This is a genomic window from Clostridioides sp. LIBA-6622 (assembly GCF_056716095.1).
Genome location: NZ_CP196998.1, coordinates 1,157,244 through 1,182,793 on the forward strand (window position 1 = coordinate 1,157,244; position 25,550 = coordinate 1,182,793).

Below are 25,550 nucleotides of genomic sequence, written 5' to 3' on the forward strand. Positions count from 1 at the left end.
AAGCTACTTGTATATCCTACCAGATTTTCCAAGAATATGCAAGAGGAATATTGAATACAAAATACTCATCAAACTGTAAAATATCATAAATACTAGACTTTTATTACAAAAACTTATGAATCAACACAGTTGATTTTGAACCCATTGTATTTACCAATTCAACCACTCGGGCATATCATGTATATTATTATAGCAAAAAAATATATTGTTTGCAACATATTTAATTTTAATATACTATTATTATTATGGGAATATTAAATAACAGTATATTGGTATATAATATATATGTTAGAAAAATAGATAATTTTTAGGAGTGATATAATTTGGAAAAAAAATTAATTATAATAGATGGAAATTCAATAATAAATAGAGCTTTCTATGCTCTTCCAGAAATGAATAATAAAGAAGGTTTAAAGACCAATGCCATATATGGATTTACGACAATGTTGTTTAAAATGATTGATATATATGAACCAACACATATAAGTGTAGCTTTTGACAGGAAAGCACCTACATTTAGACATTTAGAATATAAAGAATATAAGGCTGGAAGAAAGGGAATGCCAGATGAATTGGCAGAGCAATTACAGCCATTAAAAGACCTTTTAGATAAATTTAAAATAAATAGATTAGAAATAGATGGTTATGAAGCAGATGATATTATAGGTACTGTTTCTAAAAAAGCAGAAGAGAATGGATATAAGGTATATATAGTAACTGGAGATAAAGATGCTATTCAACTTGCTTCTGATAATACAACTACCCTTATAACAAAAAAAGGAGTTGGGGAAGTAGAAGAATACAACTTTAATTCTGTTATTGAAAAGTACGAGATGACTCCAACACAGTTTATCGATTTAAAAGGTCTTATGGGAGATAAGTCAGATAATATACCTGGAGTACCTGGAATAGGTGAAAAAACAGGTATAAAGCTTATAAAAGAGTTCTCTAGTGTAGAGAACTTAATAGAGAATACAGATAAACTTAAAGGTAGTGTAAAAAAGAAAATAGAAGAGAATAAAGAACTTGCTATTCAAAGTAAAAGACTAGCAACTATTATAAGAGATGTACCAATAGAAGTAAATTTAGACAGTATGATTTTTGGTGATTATGATAAAGATGAGCTTTTAGATAAATTTAGATATTTTGGATTTACAAGTCTATTATCAAGATTAGTTGATTTAGTTGATTCAAATGATACTGAGCAAGTAGAAGAAAAAATAGAAATATTAAAATTAAAAGACATGGATAAATTTATAGATGAAGTGAATGAAAAAGGACAAGTTATTTTAAAAACTGTTAGAGGACAAGGTAATATACTTGAAAAAAATATAATATATATTTTTATAAGTGTAGATGGAGAAAAAATATATTATATAGATTCAGATGAAGTAACAAAATTAGATAGGATACTTTCAAATAGTGAAATTAAGAAATATGGATATAATCTAAAAGATGATTATATATCTCTAAAACCATATAATATAAACTTGGAAAATATGTATTTTGATATAACAATAGCTGAGTATTTAATAGATTCAACTTCATCTACTTCATATGATTGTAGTGCAATAGCCATGAAGTACTTATCAAAGAAGGTTAAATCAAAAGAAGAGTTGTTAGGAAAAGGCGTTAAATCTAAAAACTATGAGGATTTGGAATTTGAGGATTTAGCTGAGTACATGGGTCAAATAATATGTACAGTAAAAGAAACAGTTCCTATGATGGAAAGAAGTCTAATAGATATGAGTATGGATGGTCTTTTTTATCATGTAGAGATGCCTTTAGTAGAGGTTTTAGGACATATGGAATATGAAGGCATAAAAGTAGATAAAAGTATCTTGGATGAATTAAGTATTGAGTTTAAAGAAATAATAGCTACTTTAGAAAAGGAAATTTATGAATTATCTGGAGAGCCATTTAATATAAATTCGCCAAAGCAACTAGGTGTTATATTATTTGAAAAATTAGAGCTTCCAATAATCAAAAAAACTAAGACTGGATACTCTACTAATGCGGATGTTCTAGAAAAATTAAGAGATAAACATCCAATAATAGATAAGATAACAGAGTATAGACAAATAGTAAAGCTGAACTCTACTTATGTTGAAGGGCTTTTAAATATAATAAATCCAGAAAGTAATAGAATTCATTCATCATTTAATCAAACAATAACAACTACAGGAAGAATTTCATCTACAGAACCAAATCTTCAAAATATACCTATAAAAATGGAAATGGGTAGAAAAATAAGAAAAGTGTTCATTGCAGATGATAATTGTAAGTTGGTTGATGCCGATTACTCACAGGTAGAACTTAGGGTTCTTGCACATATGAGTCAAGATGAAAATATGATAGAAGCATTTAAACACAATGAAGATATTCATACTAAAACGGCTTCACAAGTTTTCAATGTTCCTATGGAGGATGTCACTAGTGAATTGAGAGGTGCAGCTAAGGCTGTAAACTTTGGTATTATATATGGTAAAAGCGATTTTGGATTAGCTGATGATTTAAATATACCTGTTCCAAAAGCAAAAGAGTACATCGAAAGTTATTTTGCTAAATACCATAAAATAAAAGAGTTTATGGATATGACAATAGAAAAAGCTAGTGAAGATGGATATGCTGTAACAATTTTAAACAGAAGAAGATATATACCAGAAATAAAATCAAGTAATTTTATGGAGAGAAATAGAGGAAAGAGATTTGCGATGAATGCACCAATACAGGGAAGTGCAGCAGATATAATAAAAATTGCAATGATAAATGTTCATAAAAAGTTGGAAGATAACAATTTGAAGTCAAAACTTATACTACAAGTTCACGATGAATTGATAGTTGAAGCAATTGATGATGAAATAGAGATAGTTAAAAAGATAGTAAAAGAAGAAATGGAAAATGCTGTAAGTATGGATGTTCACTTAGATGTAGATTTAAATGTTGGTAGTTCTTGGTATGAGACAAAGTAGGTGATTTTATGTTGATATTAGGACTTACAGGAGGAATAGGCTGTGGAAAAAGCAGCCTATCAAATATATTCAGAAATCTTAATATTTCTATAGTGGATGCAGATATTATATCCAGAAAAATATTTGAAGATAAGATATTATTAAAAAAAGTGTTTGATTGTTTTGGACAAAATATAAAAAATGATGATGGAACATTAAATAGAAAAGCTCTTGGAAGAATAGTTTTTAATGATGAAGAAAAGCTTAGAGAACTAAACAATTTAACTCATCCACGAATAAGAGAAAAAATAATGAGTGAAATAGATGAAGTAAGAAAAAGAGGCGAAAGTATAGTAATTTTAGATGCAGCTATATTGGTAGAAAGTGGCTTTTTAGAGATGATTGACAAGCTATTAGTAGTTACTTGTAAACAAGACGTGCAAATTAACAGAATAAAGAACAGAGATAATTGTAGTGAGCAAGAAGCAATTAGTAGGATAAATTCACAAATGAGTCAGGAAGAAAAATCCAAATATGGTGATTATATAATAGATAATTCGGGAACAATAACTGAATTAGAAAGTAAAGCACACAAATTTATTGAGTACATGAAGGAGAATTGGCGTGAATAGTAAGAAAGTATTGGTTCTATCTATTTTTATAATCTTATTTGGAGCACTATTAATGGAAAGTAAAGTAATACATAAATTTTTATATCCAAAAAAATATTCAGAATATGTAGAAAAATATTCTAAGGAATTTAATTTAGATGAAAATATAGTTTACAGTGTTATAAAAGCTGAAAGTAAGTTTAATAGTTCTGCTGTTTCAAAAAAAGAAGCAAAGGGTTTAATGCAACTGTTAGACATAACTAGGGATTGGGGAGCAGATGAACTAAAGTTAGATAATGTTGATATTTTTGACCCAGAGACTAATATAAAGCTTGGTTGTTGGTACTTAAATAAATTATATAAAGAATTTGGTAAATTGGACTTAGTAATAGCTGCATATAATGGTGGTTCTGGTAATGTGAAAAAGTGGTTAGAAAATAATGAATATAGTAAAGACGGAGAAAATCTACATGATATACCTTTTGAGCAAACTTCAAAGTATGTAGAAAAAGTTAAAAATAATTATAAACATTATAATAAGATATATGGCAAGAAAGGAAAAAACTAATGAAGAGAATAAAAGTCTTAACAGTTGTTTTAGCTATAACTCTTATGGTAGTTGGTTGTAGTAATACTAAAACAAAACAAAGTAGTAGCGATTCAAGTTTGAAAAGTCAAAGTTCTATAGATGCTAAGTATATAAACTTAACAATGGTAACTCCAAAAACTATAAATCCTATAACTAATGCTGATAAGTCTGTTGGTTATATAATGAATTTAGTTTATGATGGTTTATTTACTATAGATGAGAACTATAATGTAACTCCTCAACTAGTTAAAGAATACAATATAGCTCAAGATGGAATGAGTATAGATATAAAGTTAAAAGATGCAAAGTGGCATGACGGAAAAGTTGTTACTTCAAATGATGTAAATTATACTATTGGTTTAATTCAAAAAAGCGCAGATAGTCCATACAATGAATTTACTAAAAACATAGCTTCAGTGAATATTAAGTCAGACAAAGATTTTACAATAAAATTTAAAGCTAGATATGCTTTCTCTATTGATAGCTTAACTTTTCCAATAGTATCTCAAAATCATTTAGATTCAAAAGATGCAAATGATAAAAATAATAATATGATAGGAAATGGGAAATATAAAATAGAATCATATACAGAAAGAGAAGGAATGGTTTTATCTGTAAATAAAGATTACTATGAAGAAGTTCCAAAGACCATGAAGAATATAAAAGTGGGTATGGTTCCTAATGAAGATGCAAGAACATCTATGGTTATGGCTCTTGATAGTGATATAACTAATGTCACATTGAATGATTTGAGTAAGTTTCAAGAGAAAGAGTTTAATATAACAAAATATCAAGGTAGAGATTATGAATGTATATTATTTAATTATAATAATTCTTTTTTCAAAGATGTCAATTTCAGAAAAGCAATTGCACATTCTATAAATAAAGATAAAATTATTAGCGAGGGATATATGGATGATGCTACTTCAGTGAATTTTCCACTTAATTCAAAATCAAAATACTATAATAGTGAAATGAAAGCTTTAGAATTCAATAAAGATAAAGCAATAGAGTATCTTAATAAAGTAGAATATGCAAATATAAATTCAGTAAATTCAAATGATAATAAAGTAGATAAAAAACAAAAAAAATCAACTAAAAAGAATACGAAGAAACTTACTCCTGAAGAAGAAGCAAAGGCTAAAAAAGAGGAAGAGGAAAGAGTTAAAAAAGAAGCTGAAGATAAAAAAAATAGAGAAAAAGAAGAAGTAAAGAAAAAGCTATCTGAAATGAATTTAAAAATTATAGTAAATAGAGATAATAGTGAAAGATTAAAAACTGCAAATATAATAAGTGAAAACTTAAAGGCTATAGGAATAAACAATACAATAAACCAGTTATCAGATAAAGACATGGAAAATGCTCTTAATTCTAAAAACTACGATTTAGCATTGGTTGGATGGAAACTATCAAGTATACCAGATGCAAGTAGCATTATAGCAAGTAGTGGATATACTGATGATAAGCTAAATGGATATATGTCTGCACTTACAAGTTCTACATCTGAAATTGAAACAAAGAAAGCATACAAAGATGTACAGACATATGTAACAGATAACGCAACATTCATAAGTTTAGCTATTAGAAATAACTATATTGTAAGTAATAGTAGATTAAAAGGTAAAATTACTCCAAATGATTTTGATGTATATGAGGGAATATCTAATCTAGATATAAAGTCTAGTGAATCAAATTAAATTAAATGATTAATTGGTATTTAAAAAGTCAAAGCTATATGATAAAATACCCTTATAGGGTATAAGGAGGTAATTAAATGAAAAAGAAACTATTAGTAGAAGGTATGAGTTGTGGTCATTGTGTAAATCATCTTAAAACTGCATTAACAGAAGATATAGATGGAGTTGAAGTTTTAGATGTAGATTTAGAAAACAAATGTGCATTTGTAGATATGAAAGAAGATGTATCAACTGAAAAATTAAAAGAAGTAATAGCAGAATTAGGGTTTGAACTAAAAGGAATTGAATAGAAAATAATAAACTAAAAAAAGACCTCTATTGGGGGAGTAATAGAGGTCTAAAAATGGGGGAGATTGAGTATGTTTGATTTTACATTACTATTATCTCCCCCTTTAAATTAATATATACATAAAAAGTAAAAAAATTTTGTAATTACTCACATTTCTTAATTATTTTGAATATACTATAAATAGTTAAGGGAGGGAGTATCATGGAATCTAGGGGATATAAAGAGGATTTAAAAAAAATGATACTTGATATGGCCCACAAAGAACTTGAAAGTTATGTATCACAAAAAGGAGCAAAAAAATACTTTGAGGGCAATTTAGATAAGATTATCAATAATAACATAAAAAAATTTAATCAAAGTATTGGTCTTAACAGAGTATATTTAAAAATGTTGAAAAAGTGTGCATATCAAGAAAGTGTAAATTCGATATCAAGAACCATAAAGAAGGAAACTTTATTTAAATCAAAAAAAGAACTATTTGCTTTTTCAGAGTACTTAAAGCTTGATATTAACAAGAGACTTTCATATAATCAGATTTTAAGAAAAATATCAAGATATATATACTATAATAGAAGTTCATATGCTCAAAAGTATGTTGCTTTTAAAAGAGGAGATGAAGAATATCTTTTAGAACCTGAAAAGATAAAAGATGAATTAATAGCAAGTTATAGGTCAAAAACTAGGGAAGATATGAAATCTATAGCAAAACTTTTGGATATACAAGTAGAAGATGATTATAATGCTGAAGACATTAGAAAGAAAGTAATAAACTATATTATCAAAGAAAAGATTAAGAATTAAAGTTTTAATTTGTTTAGCTATAATTAAATGGAGCAAAGTAATTATTATAAAAATTTTAAATAATAAGTTCTATCAATTTACATGATTAAGTATAACTTGATTATAATTCTTCTGTGGATTTGATAGAACTTATTCTTTTTTTGACACATTATCTTAAATAATTTACTACTATTTAGGAATTACACAGCATTATTCAAATTTTTAACTTAATGTGATTTAAATAAATTTATAATAATGATATAATATAAAAAAAATAAAAATCGGAGGGTGATTTAAAAATGAAGTTTAATTTTTGCCATAACAATTTCAATGTTACTGACTTAGAAAAAAGTTTGAATTTTTATAATAAAGCTTTAGGACTGAAAGAAGTAAAGCGTAAAGAAGCAGAAGATGGTAGTTTTATATTAGTTTATTTAGGGGATGGCATTACTAGTCATACATTAGAATTAACTTGGCTTAGAGATTGGGATGGAGCATATAATTTAGGAGATAATGAATTCCATTTAGCTTTAGAAGTTGATGAGTTTGATAAGGCAAAAAAACTTCATAAAGATTTGGACTGTATATGTTTCGAAAATGAAAATATGGGAATTTATTTTATAGCAGACCCAGATAATTATTGGATTGAAATACTTCCTAAAAATTATTAATTTTAAGGAAATATTTATAATTTCTTTACAATTAATAATATTATAAGTTATCATTAAATTATAGGTACTAAAAATGGATAATAATGTTATGACTTTATGTTTATAAAAATTTGTTGGGGGGAGTGATAGTAGTGAAGAAAGCTATAGCAGCTTTAGGAATTGGAGCAGTGGCAGTATCAGTTAGTTCCATAAATGCAAGTGCTCTTGAAAAAGGAGTAGTAACGGCAAGTGCTTTGAATATAAGAAGTGGGCCAAGCGCTGATTGTGATAAAGTAGCAAAATTATACAAAGGAAAAGCTGTAGAGATTTTAGAAAAATCTAATGGATGGTATAAAGTAAGGGTATCAAACTCTGTTGTTGGATGGGGAAGTGCAAAATACATATCAACTAGTGGTTCATCTGAAAGTACATCAAATCAAAGTAACTCAACTTCAAGTGGGACAGCTATAAGTGGTAATGGTAAGGTTAATGTGAGTTCGAGATTGAATATAAGAAGTGGCGCGGGTACTAACTATTCATTAGTTGGTAAAGCAAATAATGGAGATGTAGTAAAGCTATTAGAACAAAGTAATGGATGGTATAAAATAAAATTATCAAATGGCGTTACTGGATGGGCTAGTAGCCAATATATATCAAAAACATCAGAAGATGTTGGGACAAATAATTCTAATTCAAACAGTTCTAATTCAAATAGTACTAATAATTCTGATAAAAAACCATCTAGTGAAGAGTCAATTGATGGAAAAAATGGTAAGGTAACATCTACTGTAAGCTTAAATGTAAGAAGTGGACCTGGGACAAGCTATTCTATAATAGGAAAATTAAATGGTGGAGATATTGTTGAATTAAAAGCTAAGAGTAGTGGTTGGTATAAAGTAAAATTATCAAATGGGACAACTGGATGGGTAAGTGCTAGTTATATTTCTGAGACTAATGAAGGTACAAAAGAAAATTCTAGTTCATCATCTAATCAGAATTCTCAATCTAATAGTAATTCTAATTCATCATTTAATGGAAATTCAGATAAATCTACAGCAAAGGGTTCAACAATAGTAGATTTTGCATATACTCTTATTGGAATTCCATATCAGTGGGGTGCATCAGGCCCTGATAAATTTGACTGCTCTGGATTTACACAGTATGTTTTCAAAAACTCTGTAGGTGTTTCTATTCCGAGAGTTTCTAGAGAACAAGCTAAGTCTGGAAGCTCAGTTTCTATGGGAAATTATGCACCAGGAGATTTAGTTTACTTTGATACTGATGGAGATGGAGCGACTAATCATGTAGGTATATATGTAGGTAATAGTAAGTTTATCCATTGTAGTGGTACTCAGACCAATCCTAATAAGGTTAAGGTGGATAATTTAACTAGTTCATATTGGTCTAAAGCATTACTTGGAGCAAGAAGACTCGCTTAACAAATATAATTTCTTATTAAAAAATTAGAATAAATAATTATTTCTATTCATAAATTGTGACTCTTAAAAATATACTTTATTAATAATATAATTTTTGGGAGGGACAAACTAATGAATAGAAGAAAAACGATATACAGAGGATTTAATAATAATAGACATAAAATTGATTTACGTAAGTATGTTATAACTATTGCTTGCCTGTGTCTGATTGGCTATTATTCTTATACAAAAATAAAAGATAGCAAGGTACTTGAATATGTATCAGCTAAAATACCATTTCTAAATCATTCATCAGATATAACTTATAAAGATATATCTGATGAATTAAATTCAATAAAAAATGGAAAGAAATCTAAATCACAAACCACTTCAGAAGATAAAGAAGAAACTAATCCAGAAAAAACAGTAAATAATACTAAAGAAGCAGAAGAAGTAAAATTAGCTACTATAGAGGGATGGGATATGTATACTATTCAAGTTGCAGCAATAGATAATAATGATGACTTGAAAAAAATACAAACATCATTAGTTAGTAGTGATATACCTTTTTCAGTTATGGAGAAGGATGGTGTGAAAAAAATACAGACATACTCTTCATTTGATGAGAATGAGGTTAGAAAGCATATAAACAATGTAAGAAAGGTATTTCCAGATGCATTTTTGTCACATTTAGATGCCCCAATGTTGTCTCTAGAATACACAAGTAATTACGCTTATATAGAGAGTATATCTAATGAATTAAATAAATTAATAACAAACTTTAAAGAAGAATCAAGTTTTTGGTCAAATGATGAAAATAATGTTGATATGAAAAAATATAATACTATTTTGACAAATAGAAAGGCAATATCACAAAATATATCAAAAGAAGCTGAAAAGATTGATTATTCTGAAATGCGTTTATTTAAAGATAACTTAATTGATTATGTAAAGAATGTAAATGAAAAAATTGATACAGCTTCAAAAGCTGCAAATGAAGAAAAATATAGCGTGAGTAAAAGTCTACTTTTATCATCTATGCAAGAGTACTCTCTGTTTATAAATTCTATAAAATAAAATACAGAAAATTTAGACTTTAGAAAGCTATATGAAAAGGATTGTTTAATTAAGCAATCCTTTTCCTCGTTTTGACTTAATATAAAGATATTGATTTATAAAATAAATTATAAAAATAGGGATATTTTTTTAACAATTGTTAAGATTTTTTAATATATATAGTATACTTATAGAAGGCAGAAAAAATGTTTTTTTATAGATAAGGGGGTAAAACAATGAAACTCTTAACTTTTAAGGGAGGGATACATCCTCCATATAGAAAAGAGTACTCTAACACAAAGGCACTTGAAAAAGCTCAAGCTCCAAAGATAGTTTACATTCCTCTTCAACAACATATAGGGGCACCAGCTAAACCTATTGTTGAAGTTGGTGATGAAGTAAAGTTTGGGCAAAAAATAGGTGAACAACAAGGTTTCGTTTCATGTAACGTTCATTCTTCAGTATCAGGAAAAGTTATTGCTATTGAACAACATGAAGTACCTGGCGGTTCAGCTCAATGTGTAGTTATCGAAAACGACTTTAAGGAAGAATTACATGAAAGTGTTCAACCAAAAGGTCAGTTAGAGGATTTGAGCAAAGAAGACATAGTAAGTATTATAAAAGAGGCAGGAATAGTAGGTATGGGTGGAGCTACATTCCCAAACCATGTAAAAGTATCTCCTCCACCAGATAGTAAAGCAGAAGTAGTTATACTAAATGGAGCAGAGTGTGAGCCATATTTAACTGCAGACCACAGATTAATGCTTGAAAATCCAGAAGATGTTGTGTTTGGTTTAAGAGCATTAATGAAGGTATTAGATGTTAAAAAAGGATTTATAGGAATTGAAACAAATAAACCAGATGCTATAGAAGCAATTCAAAATGTAGCTAAAGATTATAGTGAAATCGAAGTTGTTGGTCTTCAAGTGAAATATCCACAAGGAGCAGAAAAACAACTTATTTATGCGTGTACAGGCAAAGAAGTTCCATCTGGTGGATTACCAATAGCAGCAGGGGCAGTTGTTGACAACGTTGCCACAGCAGCTCAAATAGCTAAATCTATTAAAACAGGTATGCCTTTGGTAGAAAGAATTACTACAATAACAGGTAGCTGTATCAAAGAACCTAAAAACTTAATAACAAAAGTTGGGACATTGGTTTCAGAAATAATAGAACAATGTGGTGGATTTAAGGAAGATAAGAAAGTTGGTAAACTTATAATGGGTGGACCTATGATGGGGATGACTCAATATACTACTGAAATAGCAACTAATAAAGGTTCTTCAGGAATTTTATGTTTGGATGAAGAAGAATCACGTACTCCAGATATTCAAAACTGTTTAAGATGTGGAAGATGTACAGATGTATGTCCATCATTTTTACAACCACTTTATATAAGTGCATATTCTTTAAAAGATGATTATGACACAGCTGAATATCATAGAGCAATGGATTGTATAGAATGTGGGTCTTGTTCATTTATTTGTCCAGCAAGAAGACCATTACTTCAATCTATAAGATCAGCAAAGAGAGAAATAGGAGCAAAGAGAAGAAAGCAAGCTGCTCAGAAATAAAGAAAGTTAAGGGGGAAAAACGATGGAAAATAAGTTGATAGTATCATCTTCTCCTCATGTGAGAAGTAATGAAGATACTTCATATATAATGAAACAAGTTATTATAGCACTCCTTCCAGCAGCAGTAGCAGGAGTATACTTCTTTAGACTTAATGCTTTGAGTGCTATGTTTTTTTGTATACTTGGTACAGTAGGTACTGAATTTTTATATCAAAAATTTATGAAGCAAAAAAGTACTATAGGAGATTTTTCAGCTGTTGTAACAGGATTATTATTAGCATTTAACGTACCTGCATCACTTCCTTGGTGGATGTGTCTAGTAGGAGGAATATTTGCAATATTAGTAGTTAAAATGGTATTTGGTGGAATAGGATGTAACTTTGTCAATCCAGCACTTGCTGCAAGAGCATTTTTATTGGCATCATTCCCAGTTGCAATGACTGCTTGGACTCAACCAGGTGTTAACTGGATAGGTAAAAACTTAGATGCAGTTAGTACAGCAACTCCATTGAGTTTTTTGAAAAATGGAGCAGCAGGATTAGCAGACCTTTCTAGTAATGGAATTAGTCTCGCTGATATGATGATTGGTAATATTGGTGGATGTATAGGTGAAACATCAGCAATATTATTATTATTAGGTGGAGTATACCTAATGTATAAAGGCATAATAAATTATGTTATCCCAGTATTTTACATAGCAACTGTGTTTATATTAACATTCCTTTTAGGTGGATTTAATATAAATTTCGCAATATATCAACTGTTTGCTGGAGGTCTTATGTTAGGTGGATTCTTCATGCTTACGGATTATACAACTTCGCCTATGACTAAGAAAGGTCAAATAATATACGCTGTATTAGCTGGTCTTATAACAACTGTTATAAGAATGTATGGTGGATATCCAGAAGGTGTATCTTACTCAATACTACTAGTAAACTGTCTTGCTCCACTTATAGATAAGTTTGTTAGAAATAGAGTGTTTGGGGAGGTGGCTAAATAATGAATAGTATGGTAAGACTAGGTGGGACTTTACTTGCTATAAGTGCTATAGCCGCATTAGCACTTGGAGCTACAAACAAAGTTACAGCTCCAGTAATAGAACAAAGAAATATACAAGCAAATAATGAACTTAGAAAAGCAGTACTTCCAGAAGCAAAAGAGTTCAAAGAAATGAAAGAAAGTACTTATAAAAACCTTGGAGATGGACTTATAGCTGAGGTATATGAAGGTCTTGATGGTTCTGAAGTAGTTGGATATACTTTAAAAGCTAAACCAAGTGGTTATGGTGGAGAAATTGAAGTTATGGTAGGTATATCATCTGAAGGTCAAGTTACAGGTGTTGATATTGGTAATATGACAGAGACAGCAGGACTTGGAGCAAAAGCTAAAGATGATGCGTTTAAAGGTCAATATAAAGGAAAAACTGCTGAACCTCTTGAAGTAGCAAAAGGAAGTACAACAGCAGATAATCAAATATTAGCAATATCAGGTGCGACTATTACGTCTACAGCAGTTACTACAGGAGTAAATGCAGCTATAGATGTTTTCAATAGTGCTCTTAATAAATAAGGAGGGTTAATTATGAGTTTAGCTAAAATATTTAAAAACGGGCTAATAGATGAGAACCCAACATTTGTGCAAGTTATAGGTATGTGTCCAACACTAGCCGTTACAACTTCAGCAATAAATGGAATCGGTATGGGACTTTCAACAGCAGCAGTTTTAATATGTGCAAATATAGTTATATCTTTAATAAGAAAAATCACACCAGATAAGATAAGAATACCTATATTTATAGTAGTTATAGCTACATTTGTTACAATAGTAGGTATGCTTTTAAAAGCATATGTTCCTGCTCTTGATACAGCACTTGGTTTATATATACCATTAATAGTTGTTAACTGTATAATATTAGCTCGTGCAGAAAGTTTTGCATTTAAATCTGGCCCATTACCTTCAGCAGTTGATGGTATAGGTCAAGGTCTTGGATTTACTATCGCTCTTACAATAATAGGTGCAGTTAGAGAATTACTTGGAAATGGTAGTCTATTTGGAATGACATTATTTGGAGCATCTTTCCAACCAGTATTAATATTTATATTACCACCAGGTGCATTCTTAACATTAGGATTCTTATTTGCAGGATTTAATAAATTAAGAAGTAAAAAAGCATAGTGGAGGTGTAATAAATGAATTTAATACTTTTATTTTTAAGTATCGTTCTTGTTAATAACGTTATAACATCTCAGTTCTTAGGTATATGTCCTTTCTTAGGTGTTTCTAAAAAGGTTGAGACAGCAGTAGGTATGGGAGTTGCGGTTACATTCGTTTTAACTCTAGCCTCAATTATAACTTATTTTATACAAGTTTTATTAGTAAAAACTGGAACTGAGTTCTTACAAACAATAGCATTTATATTAGTTATTGCTTCTATAGTTCAGTTCGTTGAAATGGTAATTCAAAAGATGAGTCCATCTTTATATCAAGCATTAGGAGTTTATTTACCTCTTATAACTACAAACTGTGCAGTTCTTGGTATAGCTCTAGTTAATGTTCAAAAAAATTATAATTTAGTAGAAACAATAATAAACGGATTTGGAGCCGGAGCTGGATTTACTTTAGCAATAGTAATATTCGCCGGTATAAGAGAAAGACTAGAATTAGCTGATATACCAGAAGCGTTTAAAGGTTTCCCTATAACACTTATATCAGCAAGTTTAATGTCAATAGCTTTCTTAGGATTTACAGGACTTATAAAGCTATAAAAAAGAGGGGTGAAAATAGTGATACTTACGGCTGTATTAGTTTTAGGAATTATGGGTTTAATCTTCGGGCTAGTGCTAGACTTCGCATCTAAAAAGTTTGCTGTAGAAGTAGACGAGAGAGTAGAAGCTATACTAGGAGTACTTCCAGGAGCTAACTGTGGTGGTTGTGGATTCCCAGGTTGTGGAGGTCTTGCAAGTGCAATAGTTGAAGGAAAAGCACCAGTTAATGGTTGCCCTGTAGGTGGAGCAGAAGTTGGTTCAAAAGTTGGAGAAATAATGGGAATAAGTGCTGAAGCAGGTGAAAAACAAGTAGCAAAAGTTATTTGTAAAGGAACTTGCTCAAGTGCAAAGGATAAATATGAGTATGAAGGAATATCAGATTGTAGAGCAGCAAATGTGTTAAATTCAGGAGCTAAAATGTGTAAATTTGGATGTTTAGGTCTTGGAACTTGTAAGGCTGCTTGTAAATTTGATGCTATCTCTATAGTTGATGGAGTAGCAGTAATAGATGAAGAAAAATGTGTCAATTGTGGAAAATGTAAAGAAGTTTGCCCTAAGGGTATAATAATCACAAAACCAGAAAGTCAAGAAATAGTTGTAGAGTGTAACAGTAAGGAATTTGGTAAAGCTGTTAAGGAAAAATGCACTGCTGGATGTATTGGCTGTGGAATGTGCGTAAAAGCTTGTAAATTTGATGCTATAGTATTTGAAAATAAAATAGCTAAGATAGACCCTAGCAAGTGTGTAGGCTGTATGGAATGTGTAGCAAAATGCCCTACAAAAGTAATATCAGGTGATATAACTAAGAAAAAGAAAGTTACTATTGACCAAGAACTTTGCGTTGGATGTACAGTATGCAAAAAACAATGCAAATTTGATGCAATAGAAGGAGAATTAAAAGAAAAACATAAGGTAGATGCTGATAAATGTGTAGGATGCCATTTATGTATGGAAAAATGTCCAAAGAAAGCTATTAAAATTTTGTAATATGGACAAAATAAAGATATGGAATAATTTCCATATCTCTAATGAGTACATAAAACAGAGGTATGGAATAATTTCCATACCTCTATTTTATGTATATTTATTCTATTGGTAATAAATATAACAATAGTGTAACAAAAAAGGTTCGACATTTCTGTTGAATTTTTTACAATATAGTGATAGACTAAATAGGTACAAATTACGTACAAACGAGGTGAATAAATGAATATAATCTTGGCATCAGCCTCTCCAAGAAGGAAAGAAATTCTAGAGAATACAAATGTAATATTTGATATAATTAAAAGTGAAATTGATGAGATTATATTGGAAGGTGAAGCACCAAAACATTTAGTTATGAGATTGGCTTTTGAAAAAAGCATGTCTGTAGCATCTGAACATAATGAAGATGTTGTTATTGGAGCTGATACAGTTGTTGTTTTAGACAATGCTATTTTAGGAAAACCTAAAGATGAGTCTTGTGCAAGAAATATGCTAAAAAGACTATCTGGAAGAGAGCATCAAGTCATAACAGGTATTAGCTTAATAAACTTGTGCGAAGATAAGAAAATAATTGACTATGTAATCAGCAATGTAAAATTTAAAACGTTATCAGAGCAGGATATTGAGGATTATCTGAGAACTAAAGAGTCATTTGACAAAGCAGGAGCTTATGGCATACAAGGCTATGGAGCTTTACTAGTTGAAGAAATTAAAGGAGACTATTTTAATATAGTTGGTCTTCCGATTTCAAAGTTAGGTGACTTATTAAAAAAACATTTTAATATAAATCTTTTTTACGGAGTGTGATTTATCTGAAAAGGTCATTTAATTCAACCATTAAGGTAAAAGAAATGGCACCAGAGGAAAGACCCAGAGAAAAGATGCTTGCTGAAGGAGTAAAGAGCTTATCAAATACTGAATTGTTGGCTATACTTTTAAGAACTGGTAATAAAAGCAAGAATGCTATTGAGTTAGCCAACTATATAATAAATAGAGATATTCAGGGTATTCGACATTTAGAAGATATGACAATAGAGGAGCTGTGTAATATAGATGGAATTGGGTTATCAAAATCAACCCAAATTAAAGCAGCTTTAGAACTAGGCTCTAGAATAGCCAGTTTTAAACCTATGAAGTATAAAATAAAAAATCCTTGGGATATACATAAATATTATATGGACAGTCTGAGGTATTTAAAAAAAGAGGTTTTTAAAGCAGTTCTTTTAAACACAAAAAATGAGATAATATCTGATGTAGATATATCCGTAGGGACTTTAAGTTCGTCATTAGTCCATCCTAGAGAGGTTTTTAAAGAAGCTATAAGGAGAAGTGCAAGCAAAATAATAGTAATGCATAATCACCCTTCAGGAAGTGTGGAACCATCAAGTGAAGATAAGAATATCACATCAAGACTTGTTAAATGTGGAGAAATAATTGGAATAGAAATAATTGACCATATAATTATTGGAGATGGATTATACTTTAGCTTTAAAGAAAATATGATAATTTGACTTTATATGTGATAAAATAGTAGGAGAGTGTTTTTAACATGATTCTTAATAGTAGGAAGGAGTAAAATCATGGCTAAGGAAAAAAAGAAAGAGAAAAAAGGTTTTTTTAGTTTTAATAAGATGACAAAGGATATGGGAATAGATTTAGGGACTGCAAATACATTAGTTTACATAAAAGGACAAGGTATTGTTGTTAGAGAACCATCAGTTGTCGCAATAAGAGATGACAGTAAAGAAGTTTTAGCAGTAGGTGAAGAAGCTAAAAAAATGATAGGTAGAACACCAGGAAATATAGTAGCTATAAGACCAATGAAAGATGGTGTAATAGCTGATTTTGATATAACTCAATCAATGATTAGTTATTTCATACAAAAAGCAGCTGATAAAAAAGGTGTTGTAAGTCCAAGAATAGCTATATGTGTTCCTTTTGGAGTTACAGAAGTAGAAAAGAGAGCTATAGAAGAAGCTGCAAGACAAGCTGGAGCTAAAGATGCATTCCTTATAGAAGAGCCAATGGCAGCAGCTATAGGAGCAGGATTAAAAGTTGAGGAACCAGAAGGTAATATGGTAGTTGATATTGGTGGAGGTACTTCAGAAATAGCTGTAATATCTTTAGGAGGAATCGTTACTGCTAAATCTATAAGAATTGGTGGAGACGAGTTTGATGAGTCTATAGTTGCCTATGTAAAAAAAGAATACAATCTTATGATAGGTGAGAGAACTGCTGAAAATGTTAAGATTAGCATAGGTTCTACATTTAAAGATGATGAAGAAATAAACATGCAAATAAGAGGTAGAGATTTAATTTCAGGGTTACCTAAGACAATAGAAATATGTTCTACAGAAGTTAGAGAAGCTTTAAAAGAACCTGTAAGTTCAATAGTAGACGCAATAAAATCTACACTAGAAAAAACTCCACCAGAATTAGCATCAGATATAATGGAAAACGGAATAATGCTAACAGGAGGAGGAGCTTTGCTTAGAGGTCTTGATAAACTTATTACACAAGAAACTGGAATGTCTGTGCAAATAGCAGAAACACCTCTTGATTGTGTTGCACTTGGAACAGGAAAATCTGTTGAAGACCAAGAAATCTTTGAAAAAGTATTAATGATGAATGCTAAAAATTAGAAGTTGGTGATGGCCTTGAGATTTGACAAGAATAAAAATGATAAAAAAAGGATTAATGTTAAAGTGATAGCAACGGGCGTAGTTGCTATCACTTTAATTGGAATTGTGGGTATATCAATTGGTAAGTTTTCTAGTGGGAGTCCAGTAAATTTAGGAGTAGCTTCGGATGCTATTACAAGTGTAGGAAAAGGAATAAATGATGGATTTTCTTTTATCAAAAATGGATTTAAAGATATATCTAACTTTAAAGAGAATTCTAAAAAGGTAAAAAATTTAGAAGCAGAAAATGAGAAACTTAAAAAGAATATGATAGTTTTGAATACTAAATTAGATAAAACAGAATCGTTAGAAGAATTAAAAAAGACACTTAACTTTGTAGAAGAAAAATATAAAGCAACAAGTATTTCAACAAGTGTTGTCAGTAAAAATGATGGAAACTGGTATGAGAGTTTTGTCATAGGTGCAGGAAAAAATTCAGGTGTAAAAAAAGAAAGTATAGTTATGAATGGTAGTGGATTAGTTGGTGTAGTTTATGAGGTTTCAAACAATTATAGCAAGGCAATTTCACTATTGGATTCTAAGGCATCTGTAAGTTTTAAACTAGCAAAGGATGCTAAGGCTAAAGGAACAATTACTCAAAATACTACTTTGGATAATAAAGATAGTTATAATAGTAAAGGATATTTACAAGGTTATATGTTTGACTCATCATATAATGTAATTCAAGGAGATATAATAACAACATCAGGTCTTGGATTCTTCCCAGAGGGGATACCAATCGGTGAGGTTGAAAAAGTAGTTGATGATAAAGACAAGTCACTAAAATATGTAGTTGTAAAACCTTATGTTGATTTTAAGAATATAGATGACGTTGTAGTCATAGAACCAAGAAATATAGGATAAAGGGGATAAAAACAATGAAAAAAGTTTTACTTTGTCTGTTGGGGATTGTGCTTATGACTATAGAAAATAGTATAACAAATTATATAGATGTTTTTGGCATAAGTTTTAATCTAGTTCTTATATATGTGACTATAATTTCTCTTTATTTGGACGAACTAGAGGGTGGAATTATAGCAGCTATAATAGGGCTTATTAAAGACATAACCGTTGGTGGAATTTTTGGTGTAAATGCTCTAGTTTTGTTTGTTATTGCATATGCAATCGGACACATGAGAGACCAGCTATATAAAGGTAGCTATATTATTACTTTCGTTTTGATTTTTATAGGAAGTTTAATTGATTCAATTGTCAATATAGGTACATCTAGTATAATCTATCAAAGCTATAGCATATCAACACTTTTTGTAAAAGGTCTACTAGTAGCACCAATAGTGAATAGTTTAATTGGTTTAGTAATATATCGCTTATCTAAAAGAGCAGTTTTAAAACTTAAAGAAGATTAGTTGGTGAGTTCATGGAAGAAAATAAACAGGTTGATAGACTAAAAATAATTAAAATAGTCATAAGTGTGGTATTTTTAGCTATTTTAGTAAAAATAATCTACATGACTACATTTAAATATGAATTTTACAATGAGTTAGCTGAAAATAAAACATATAAGAAGTTGGCAATAGAAGCTCCAAGAGGAGAAATAAAAGATAGATATGGAAGATTGTTAGCAGGAAATAAAAACTTATTTACTGTTCAGGTTTCAGGTAACGATATTAATAAAAAAGACGCAAAGAAGCGTTCAAGAGCAAATGAAATATCATTAAAGCTTATAAATTTGCTTGAAAAAAATGGTGAAGAATATGTAGATGAGTTTCCTATATATGTAGAAAATGGAAAATACTATTATACATATGACAGAGATATTAGAGAGTATAAATCAGAAAATGGTATTCCAAATGATTATAATGCTAAAGAAAGTTTTTATTACTTAGTAGATAAACTTATATCAGCTGGAATATTGTCTCAAGAAGATAAAAGATTGGATGCAACAAAGTTGCAGGCAAAACTAAATGAAAATGGATATTATCCACCTATTTTAGTTAGTAAATGGATGTTTACAGCAGAAAGAGATAAGAGAGATTGGTTGGCTAGTTATAAGATAAAAGAGACTAAGCTAAATGCTAAAGAAGCGTTTGAAAAAGTAAGAAATAGCGATGCATTAAACATTGATAAAAGTTTAAGTGATGAAGATGCGAGAAAAATAATGGTTGTAAGAGATTTGATAAAATCAAAAGGATATTCTCAATACAATCCAGTAACTATTGCAAAAGATGTAGGAGAAACTACAATTGCACAAATTGAAGAGCGTGCTATGGACCTTGTTGGTGTTTCAATAGCAGTTGAACCAGTAAGATATTATCCTAATGGGACTTTAGGTTCACATATGTTAGGATATGTAGGAAAAATGCCATCAACTCAAATAGAATCATATCTTCAAAAAGGTTATGAGACTGGAGATATGGTAGGTCTTGCAGGAGTAGAAAAAAGTAATGAAAGTAGATTAAGAGGAACTGACGGTTATAAAATGGTTAAGGTTGATGCATTAGGCAGAATTAGTAAAGAAATTGAATCTAAAAAGCCTAAATCAGGAGATACTGTATATCTTACATTAGATAAAGATTTGCAGGAAGTTTCAGATAATGCATTAAAACAGATAATAGAAGTTGCTTCTAAAGGTGGTACTTTTAAAAGTAAATTTGGTGATAAACCAATCAGTGCATATGCAGGAAAAGCACAATCAGCAGCCCTTATAGCTATTGATGTAAAAAATGGAGAAGTATTAGCTTCTTCAAGCTATCCTAATTATGACCCAAATAAATTTGCAAAAGGTATTTCTACAGAAGATTATAAGGCACTTCAGCCAAAGAATCCTAATGACTTGCTAGCAGGAAGTCCACTTTTAAACTTGGTTACACAAGGGGAATTCCAGCCAGGTTCTTCATTTAAGATGGTAACTTCAATGGCAGCTTTAGAAAATGGTTTAAATCCAAACTTTACAATAAATGACCCTGGGGTTATCATGTTAGGTAAAAAATCTTTTGGGGACTATGTATGGAACCACGGTAGAGGTAACCATGGTATGACAAACTTATATAAAGCAATACAAGAGTCTTGTAATATATATATGGCAACTATTGGTACAGGTAAAACATGGCCAGATGGAAAAAGCATTGGTATAGATATGAATGCCAATAAAATTCTTGAGTATGCAAAATTATTTGGACTTGACCAAAATACTGGACTTCAAGATGAAGTAGAAGAAAGAGCAGGTAAAGTTCCTAGCACAGAAGATAAGTTGAAATCAACACAAGCTCTGTTAAAGTCAAATTTAGAAAGAGAAATGGCAAATGACTTTGTTGATATAACTAGAGATAAAAATCCTAAAGAATATGAAAAAAGAATAAATGAAATTGTAAGCTGGGCAGCAGAAAAGAAAACTCCTGGTAGAGTAGAAACAATGAACAGATTAAAAAAATTGGATGTTAAAGAAAATAGAATTGAAGAAGTAGCAGATTTAGCAGTATTTAGTTATTTCAACTTTGCAAAATGGAGTACTGCAGATACATTCAACTTAGCTATAGGTCAAGGTGAGAATGCCTATACACCAGCTCAGATATCAAGATATGTGGCTGCCATAGCAAATGGAGGTAATTTAGTAGAACTATCTGTAGTTGATAGAGCTGTTTCAAGTGATTATTCATCAGTGAAAATCAATGACCAGAAGAAAGTAGAAAAAATACCTTTTAAAGACCCTGATAACTTAAAAGAATTAATAAAAGGGATGAAATTGGTTGCAAAACAAGGTACAGCAAAGAGTGCTTTTGCTGATTTCCCAATAGATGTAGCAGCAAAGACTGGTACGGCTGAGAAAAGTGGGAAAATACCTACAGATAATGAATATGAATATTTAAAAAGTCATATATCATCTTATAATGTTAATCTAAATGATGCAGTTAAATTAGCTGATAAAATGAAAGCAGAAAAAGAAAAAGAGCTTTCATTAGCTAAAGAAAAGGAAATAAAAAAGAAATTAGAAAATAAAGATTTAAAAGACGAAGAAAGAAAGAAATTAGAAGAAGAATTAGAGGATGGAATAAAAGTTAGATTAGAAGATACTGATAAAGTAAATTCTTCATATTTAAGAAAAGCTATAAAAGAATTAAATCCAAAAATAACAGATGACGAAATAGATAAATTTAAACAAGATTATGGTTCTTTTACATGGACTGTTGCTTTTGCTCCAGCAGATGACCCAGAAATAGCTGTTGTATGTGTAATTCCTCAAGGGGATTCAAGTGTATTCTCACTTTTACCAACTAGAGAAGTTATTGGAACGTATATGGGATTAGAGCCAACTAATAGTAAAAAAGACAACAATACGAATGATGTTAACAATTCTTCTGACGAAAATATAAATTTCGAGTCACAAATTAATAGGTAGCTTAATCCATATATAAACTTTAGCTTTATATAGAAAAAATAAAAGGATTTAAAGTATATTTGAAGAATATAAATGATATATCACTCTGGAGGTTGTTATGTCTTTAAGAGAAATTTGTAGTCAAGAACTAGTAGAGTTCAAGGGTAATAAAAGAGGGATAATAGTAAATATAAAAAAAGAAGCTCCATTTGAGGAAATACAAGAAAAAATAATAAACAAATTGGAAGCATATGTTGGCTTTTTTAATGGTGCTAAAATTAGTAAAATTAATAGTGATTATTTAACTGACATGGAGATTTTAGAATTAAAAGAAGGAATTACTTCTAGATTTGATGTGGAATTTGTTGAAGATCAAAAAATTGAAGAGAATAGTAATTTTCCAACAAAATATGTCAATACCCTAAGATCTGGAGAAAATATTGAATTTGAAGGTGATGTAGTAATATTAAATGATATGAAACATGGTTCAAAGGTACTTTCAAAGTCAAATACAGTTGTTATGGGAGATATAAATGCTGGTGCTAAAGTTGTAGCAGGTGGTAATGTTTTTGTAATGGGTAAAATAGAAGGTTTTGTACATGCAGGTGCAGAAGGTAATGAATTTGCATATGTTGTTGCTGGAAATCTTAATCCTAAAATATTACAAATAGCAGAGAATATTGCAGAAGCTCCAGATGATGAAGAAAATTATGAAATTGAATCAGAAATTAGCCCAGAAATAGCCTTTGTGAGTAATGGAAGAATTGTAATCGAAAGCTATTTGTCAAAATTAGACAAATAGAAAGAAAAATAGGGGGTAGTATTATGAGCGAAGTTATAGTTATAACATCTGGTAAAGGTGGAGTTGGAAAAACTACTACTGCAGCAAACTTAGGAACTGCGCTAAGCCTAGAAAATAAAAAAACAGTAGTTGTAGATGCAGATATTGGACTTAGAAACCTAGATGTGGTAATGGGTCTTGAAAATCGAATAGTTTATGATATAGTAGATGTAGTTGAAGGTACTTGTAGGCTTAAGCAAGCTCTAATAAAAGACAAAAGATTTGATAATCTATATTTATTACCAGCAGCACAAACTAGAGATAAAAATGCTGTCTCAGTTGAACAAATGGTTGACCTATGTGAAAAACTGAAAGAATCTTTCGAGTATATAATAATAGACTGCCCAGCAGGTATTGAGCAAGGATTTAAAAATGCAATAGCTGGAGCAGATAGAGCTATTGTGGTTACAAATCCAGAAATATCAGCAGTAAGAGATGCTGATAGAATAATAGGTCTATTAGAAGCCAATGAAATAAAAGAGATAAGATTAGTTATAAATAGAATTAGAAATGATATGGTTAAACGTGGAGACATGATGGACAAACAAGATATAATAGAAATATTAGCAATTGATTTATTAGGTCTTGTCCCTGATGATGAAAGTATAATTATATCAACAAATAAAGGTGAGCCAGCTATACTTGATTCGAAGTCACTTGCTGGTCAAGCATACAAGAATATCGCAAAAAGGATACTAAATGAAGAAGTTCCTCTACTTGAACTTGAAGTTGAAGATGGATTCTTTGGTAGACTTAAAAAAATGTTTAGCATGGCTAAGTAGCAAAGGAGGATACATCTGTGTTAGATTTATTTAGAGTTTTTTCTAACGATGCTAAAACTAGTAAATCTGTTGCTAAAGAGAGGTTAAAATTAGTTTTAGTTCATGATAGAGTAGATTGTTCACCACAACTTTTAGAGATGATAAAAACAGACATTTTAAAAGTAATAGCCAATTATGCAGAGATAGAAGATGATGGCCTTGAAATAAAAATGTCTAAATGCAGAGGTGAGCATGATGACAAACCTGTATCTGCATTAGTTGCTAATATACCATTAAAGAATATAAAAGATAGATGTATGTAATTAGTGCTTAAAAGGGGGATATCCTTATTGGTATATGCCCCTTTTATTTAATTATGTGTTTAAAGATAGAAAGACGGTGATTCTTTGAAAAAAATCAATATTAATTATAAGTCGACAATTAAGTTGATAAAACAGTTAGACTGGAAACTTATAGTTACAGTATTAGCTATCTTTATTTTTGGACTTGTTATACTTAGTAGTGCAACGCATGCTAATTCGACTGGTTCATATAATCAATTAATTAAGCAAGGACTAGCTTTTGTACTTGGCATAGGAATGATTATAGTCATATTATTTTTTGATTATAATCTTTTAGGTAGGTATTACAAAGCGCTTTATATAATAAGTCTTGTTTTGTTAGCCATCGTTTTATTACCTGGAATTGGTACAGAAAAAGGTGGCGCTAGGTCGTGGATTAACTTAGGTCCACTTGATTTGCAAACATCTGAGATAGTCAAATTAACATTTGTACTTAGTTATGCAAAGATACTTGAAACTAAGAAAGACAAATTAAATACATTAAAGGAAGTTATACCTGTTGTGGTTTATGCTATTCCATTTATTGGATTATTACTTGCACAACCAGATTTGGGAACAGGAATTGTCTTTTGTTGTATGATATTTGCAATGATGTTTACAGCAGGTCTTAGTTCAAAATTGATAAAAAGAGGAATAATCATACTGTTGGTATCGATGCCACTGATGTATTTAATGATGGCAGACCATCAGAAGATAAGAATAGAAGCCTTCTTAAATCCAGAAGATGTAACACTGAAAGGAAACTATCAGGTTATGCAATCTTTGATTGCGATAGGCTCTGGTGGTGTAACTGGTAAGGGGCTATACAATGGAAGTCAAAACCAAGAAGACTTTTTACCTGTGCAAGATAGTGATTTTATATTTGCTGTTGTAGGTGAAGAGCTTGGTGTAATAGGAATGTCAGTGCTGATAATCTTATTTGCAATATTCTTATTAAGGCTTTTAGTAATTGCAAGAGATGCCAAGGATTTTTATGGGACCCTCATCGTGGTTGGTGTTATGGGGATGTTTGGTTATCAGATAATCCAAAATATAGGTATGACTGTTGCATTAATACCAGTAACAGGAGTAACATTGCCTTTTGTAAGTTATGGAGGTAGTTCCTTATTAACATCTTTAGCAAATTTAGGATTAGTACTAAATGTGTGTATGAGAAGAAAGAAAATAAATTTCTAGATTTAATACTTGTAAACATAAATTGAGGA

Annotated in this window: 25 protein-coding genes; all 25 read left to right on the plus strand. The window is 30.2% G+C overall.

Annotation, left to right across the window (positions count from 1 at the left end):
• The first annotated feature begins 323 nt into the window (after window positions 1–323).
• The gene (gene polA, locus ACTG47_RS05560; protein WP_169466262.1) at window positions 324–2,972 is read left to right on the plus strand and encodes a DNA polymerase I; all 2,649 of its coding nucleotides are present in this window, start codon (window positions 324–326) and stop codon (window positions 2,970–2,972) included.
• Between the two features lie 8 nt (window positions 2,973–2,980).
• Window positions 2,981–3,583: a dephospho-CoA kinase gene (gene coaE / locus ACTG47_RS05565; protein ID WP_479926417.1), complete on the plus strand. Its 603-nt coding sequence runs from the start codon at window positions 2,981–2,983 to the stop codon at window positions 3,581–3,583.
• Complete coding sequence (locus ACTG47_RS05570; RefSeq protein ID WP_479926418.1) at window positions 3,576–4,130, plus strand: lytic transglycosylase domain-containing protein; 555 nt, start codon at window positions 3,576–3,578, stop codon at window positions 4,128–4,130. Before coaE ends, ACTG47_RS05570 begins: the two co-directional genes overlap by 8 nt.
• Window positions 4,130–5,848 carry an ABC transporter substrate-binding protein gene (locus tag ACTG47_RS05575; protein WP_479926419.1) on the plus strand — a complete coding sequence of 573 codons (1,719 nt, stop codon included), beginning with the start codon at window positions 4,130–4,132 and terminating at the stop codon, window positions 5,846–5,848. Before ACTG47_RS05570 ends, ACTG47_RS05575 begins: the two co-directional genes overlap by 1 nt.
• A 77-nt stretch (window positions 5,849–5,925) precedes the next feature.
• On the plus strand, window positions 5,926–6,138 hold the full coding sequence (locus tag ACTG47_RS05580; protein WP_479926420.1) for a heavy-metal-associated domain-containing protein: 213 nt from the start codon (window positions 5,926–5,928) through the stop codon (window positions 6,136–6,138).
• Window positions 6,139–6,338: 200 nt separating this feature from the next.
• On the plus strand, window positions 6,339–6,938 hold the full coding sequence (locus ACTG47_RS05585) for a hypothetical protein (RefSeq protein ID WP_054269656.1): 600 nt from the start codon (window positions 6,339–6,341) through the stop codon (window positions 6,936–6,938).
• Between the two features lie 278 nt (window positions 6,939–7,216).
• On the plus strand, window positions 7,217–7,588 hold the full coding sequence (locus tag ACTG47_RS05590; RefSeq protein WP_169466252.1) for a VOC family protein: 372 nt from the start codon (window positions 7,217–7,219) through the stop codon (window positions 7,586–7,588).
• 122 nt (window positions 7,589–7,710) lie between these two features.
• Window positions 7,711–9,006, plus strand: coding sequence for a Cwl0971 familypeptidoglycan hydrolase (locus ACTG47_RS05595; RefSeq protein WP_479926421.1), 1,296 nt, complete (start codon window positions 7,711–7,713; stop codon window positions 9,004–9,006).
• Between the two features lie 111 nt (window positions 9,007–9,117).
• Window positions 9,118–10,062: a hypothetical protein gene (locus ACTG47_RS05600; RefSeq protein ID WP_479926422.1), complete on the plus strand. Its 945-nt coding sequence runs from the start codon at window positions 9,118–9,120 to the stop codon at window positions 10,060–10,062.
• Between the two features lie 215 nt (window positions 10,063–10,277).
• Window positions 10,278–11,615 (plus strand): electron transport complex subunit RsxC, encoded by a 1,338-nt coding sequence (rsxC, locus tag ACTG47_RS05605; RefSeq protein WP_479926423.1) that lies wholly within the window; start codon window positions 10,278–10,280, stop codon window positions 11,613–11,615.
• 22 nt (window positions 11,616–11,637) lie between these two features.
• Window positions 11,638–12,615 (plus strand): RnfABCDGE type electron transport complex subunit D, encoded by a 978-nt coding sequence (locus ACTG47_RS05610; protein ID WP_054269661.1) that lies wholly within the window; start codon window positions 11,638–11,640, stop codon window positions 12,613–12,615.
• On the plus strand, window positions 12,615–13,184 hold the full coding sequence (locus tag ACTG47_RS05615) for an RnfABCDGE type electron transport complex subunit G (protein WP_479926424.1): 570 nt from the start codon (window positions 12,615–12,617) through the stop codon (window positions 13,182–13,184). Before ACTG47_RS05610 ends, ACTG47_RS05615 begins: the two co-directional genes overlap by 1 nt.
• Window positions 13,185–13,196: 12 nt before the next feature.
• The gene (gene rsxE, locus ACTG47_RS05620; RefSeq protein WP_479926425.1) at window positions 13,197–13,790 is read left to right on the plus strand and encodes an electron transport complex subunit RsxE; all 594 of its coding nucleotides are present in this window, start codon (window positions 13,197–13,199) and stop codon (window positions 13,788–13,790) included.
• 14 nt (window positions 13,791–13,804) lie between these two features.
• Window positions 13,805–14,380 carry an electron transport complex subunit RsxA gene (rsxA, locus tag ACTG47_RS05625; RefSeq protein WP_479926426.1) on the plus strand — a complete coding sequence of 192 codons (576 nt, stop codon included), beginning with the start codon at window positions 13,805–13,807 and terminating at the stop codon, window positions 14,378–14,380.
• Between the two features lie 15 nt (window positions 14,381–14,395).
• A complete protein-coding gene (locus ACTG47_RS05630; protein WP_479927067.1) occupies window positions 14,396–15,367 on the plus strand; it encodes an RnfABCDGE type electron transport complex subunit B in 972 nt (323 codons plus the stop codon).
• Window positions 15,368–15,586: 219 nt separating this feature from the next.
• Window positions 15,587–16,171, plus strand: a complete 585-nt coding sequence (locus ACTG47_RS05635) for a Maf family protein (protein WP_479926427.1) — start codon at window positions 15,587–15,589, stop codon at window positions 16,169–16,171.
• 44 nt (window positions 16,172–16,215) lie between these two features.
• A complete protein-coding gene (gene radC, locus ACTG47_RS05640) occupies window positions 16,216–16,875 on the plus strand; it encodes a RadC family protein (protein WP_479926428.1) in 660 nt (219 codons plus the stop codon).
• A gap of 69 nt (window positions 16,876–16,944) precedes the next feature.
• Window positions 16,945–18,006: a rod shape-determining protein gene (locus ACTG47_RS05645; RefSeq protein ID WP_054273165.1), complete on the plus strand. Its 1,062-nt coding sequence runs from the start codon at window positions 16,945–16,947 to the stop codon at window positions 18,004–18,006.
• Window positions 18,007–18,015: 9 nt separating this feature from the next.
• Window positions 18,016–18,909 carry a rod shape-determining protein MreC gene (gene mreC / locus ACTG47_RS05650; RefSeq protein WP_479926429.1) on the plus strand — a complete coding sequence of 298 codons (894 nt, stop codon included), beginning with the start codon at window positions 18,016–18,018 and terminating at the stop codon, window positions 18,907–18,909.
• Window positions 18,910–18,923: 14 nt separating this feature from the next.
• Window positions 18,924–19,412, plus strand: a complete 489-nt coding sequence (gene mreD, locus ACTG47_RS05655; protein ID WP_479926430.1) for a rod shape-determining protein MreD — start codon at window positions 18,924–18,926, stop codon at window positions 19,410–19,412.
• Window positions 19,413–19,423: 11 nt separating this feature from the next.
• Entirely contained in the window at window positions 19,424–22,402 is a 2,979-nt protein-coding gene (locus tag ACTG47_RS05660) for a penicillin-binding transpeptidase domain-containing protein (protein WP_479926431.1), read from the plus strand.
• Window positions 22,403–22,499: 97 nt separating this feature from the next.
• Window positions 22,500–23,183 (plus strand): septum site-determining protein MinC, encoded by a 684-nt coding sequence (locus ACTG47_RS05665; RefSeq protein WP_479926432.1) that lies wholly within the window; start codon window positions 22,500–22,502, stop codon window positions 23,181–23,183.
• 23 nt (window positions 23,184–23,206) lie between these two features.
• A complete protein-coding gene (gene minD / locus ACTG47_RS05670) occupies window positions 23,207–24,004 on the plus strand; it encodes a septum site-determining protein MinD (protein WP_021383865.1) in 798 nt (265 codons plus the stop codon).
• Window positions 24,005–24,021: 17 nt separating this feature from the next.
• Window positions 24,022–24,306: a cell division topological specificity factor MinE gene (gene minE, locus ACTG47_RS05675; protein ID WP_021383822.1), complete on the plus strand. Its 285-nt coding sequence runs from the start codon at window positions 24,022–24,024 to the stop codon at window positions 24,304–24,306.
• Between the two features lie 84 nt (window positions 24,307–24,390).
• Complete coding sequence (gene rodA, locus ACTG47_RS05680; RefSeq protein WP_479926433.1) at window positions 24,391–25,521, plus strand: rod shape-determining protein RodA; 1,131 nt, start codon at window positions 24,391–24,393, stop codon at window positions 25,519–25,521.
• The last annotated feature ends 29 nt before the right edge of the window (window positions 25,522–25,550 follow it).

Coding starts and splice junctions, on each gene's coding strand:
- rsxA (WP_479926426.1), top strand. CDS start 13,805: ATGAATTTAATACTTTTATTTTTAAGTATCGTTCTTGTTAATAACGTT.
- mreC (WP_479926429.1), top strand. CDS start 18,016: ATGGCCTTGAGATTTGACAAGAATAAAAATGATAAAAAAAGGATTAAT.
- ACTG47_RS05645 (WP_054273165.1), top strand. CDS start 16,945: ATGGCTAAGGAAAAAAAGAAAGAGAAAAAAGGTTTTTTTAGTTTTAAT.
- ACTG47_RS05665 (WP_479926432.1), top strand. CDS start 22,500: ATGTCTTTAAGAGAAATTTGTAGTCAAGAACTAGTAGAGTTCAAGGGT.
- ACTG47_RS05580 (WP_479926420.1), top strand. CDS start 5,926: ATGAAAAAGAAACTATTAGTAGAAGGTATGAGTTGTGGTCATTGTGTA.
- radC (WP_479926428.1), top strand. CDS start 16,216: ATGGCACCAGAGGAAAGACCCAGAGAAAAGATGCTTGCTGAAGGAGTA.
- ACTG47_RS05660 (WP_479926431.1), top strand. CDS start 19,424: ATGGAAGAAAATAAACAGGTTGATAGACTAAAAATAATTAAAATAGTC.
- rsxE (WP_479926425.1), top strand. CDS start 13,197: ATGAGTTTAGCTAAAATATTTAAAAACGGGCTAATAGATGAGAACCCA.
- rsxC (WP_479926423.1), top strand. CDS start 10,278: ATGAAACTCTTAACTTTTAAGGGAGGGATACATCCTCCATATAGAAAA.
- ACTG47_RS05585 (WP_054269656.1), top strand. CDS start 6,339: ATGGAATCTAGGGGATATAAAGAGGATTTAAAAAAAATGATACTTGAT.
- ACTG47_RS05590 (WP_169466252.1), top strand. CDS start 7,217: ATGAAGTTTAATTTTTGCCATAACAATTTCAATGTTACTGACTTAGAA.
- ACTG47_RS05615 (WP_479926424.1), top strand. CDS start 12,615: ATGAATAGTATGGTAAGACTAGGTGGGACTTTACTTGCTATAAGTGCT.
- ACTG47_RS05610 (WP_054269661.1), top strand. CDS start 11,638: ATGGAAAATAAGTTGATAGTATCATCTTCTCCTCATGTGAGAAGTAAT.
- ACTG47_RS05635 (WP_479926427.1), top strand. CDS start 15,587: ATGAATATAATCTTGGCATCAGCCTCTCCAAGAAGGAAAGAAATTCTA.
- coaE (WP_479926417.1), top strand. CDS start 2,981: ATGTTGATATTAGGACTTACAGGAGGAATAGGCTGTGGAAAAAGCAGC.
- ACTG47_RS05575 (WP_479926419.1), top strand. CDS start 4,130: ATGAAGAGAATAAAAGTCTTAACAGTTGTTTTAGCTATAACTCTTATG.
- minD (WP_021383865.1), top strand. CDS start 23,207: ATGAGCGAAGTTATAGTTATAACATCTGGTAAAGGTGGAGTTGGAAAA.
- ACTG47_RS05600 (WP_479926422.1), top strand. CDS start 9,118: ATGAATAGAAGAAAAACGATATACAGAGGATTTAATAATAATAGACAT.
- mreD (WP_479926430.1), top strand. CDS start 18,924: ATGAAAAAAGTTTTACTTTGTCTGTTGGGGATTGTGCTTATGACTATA.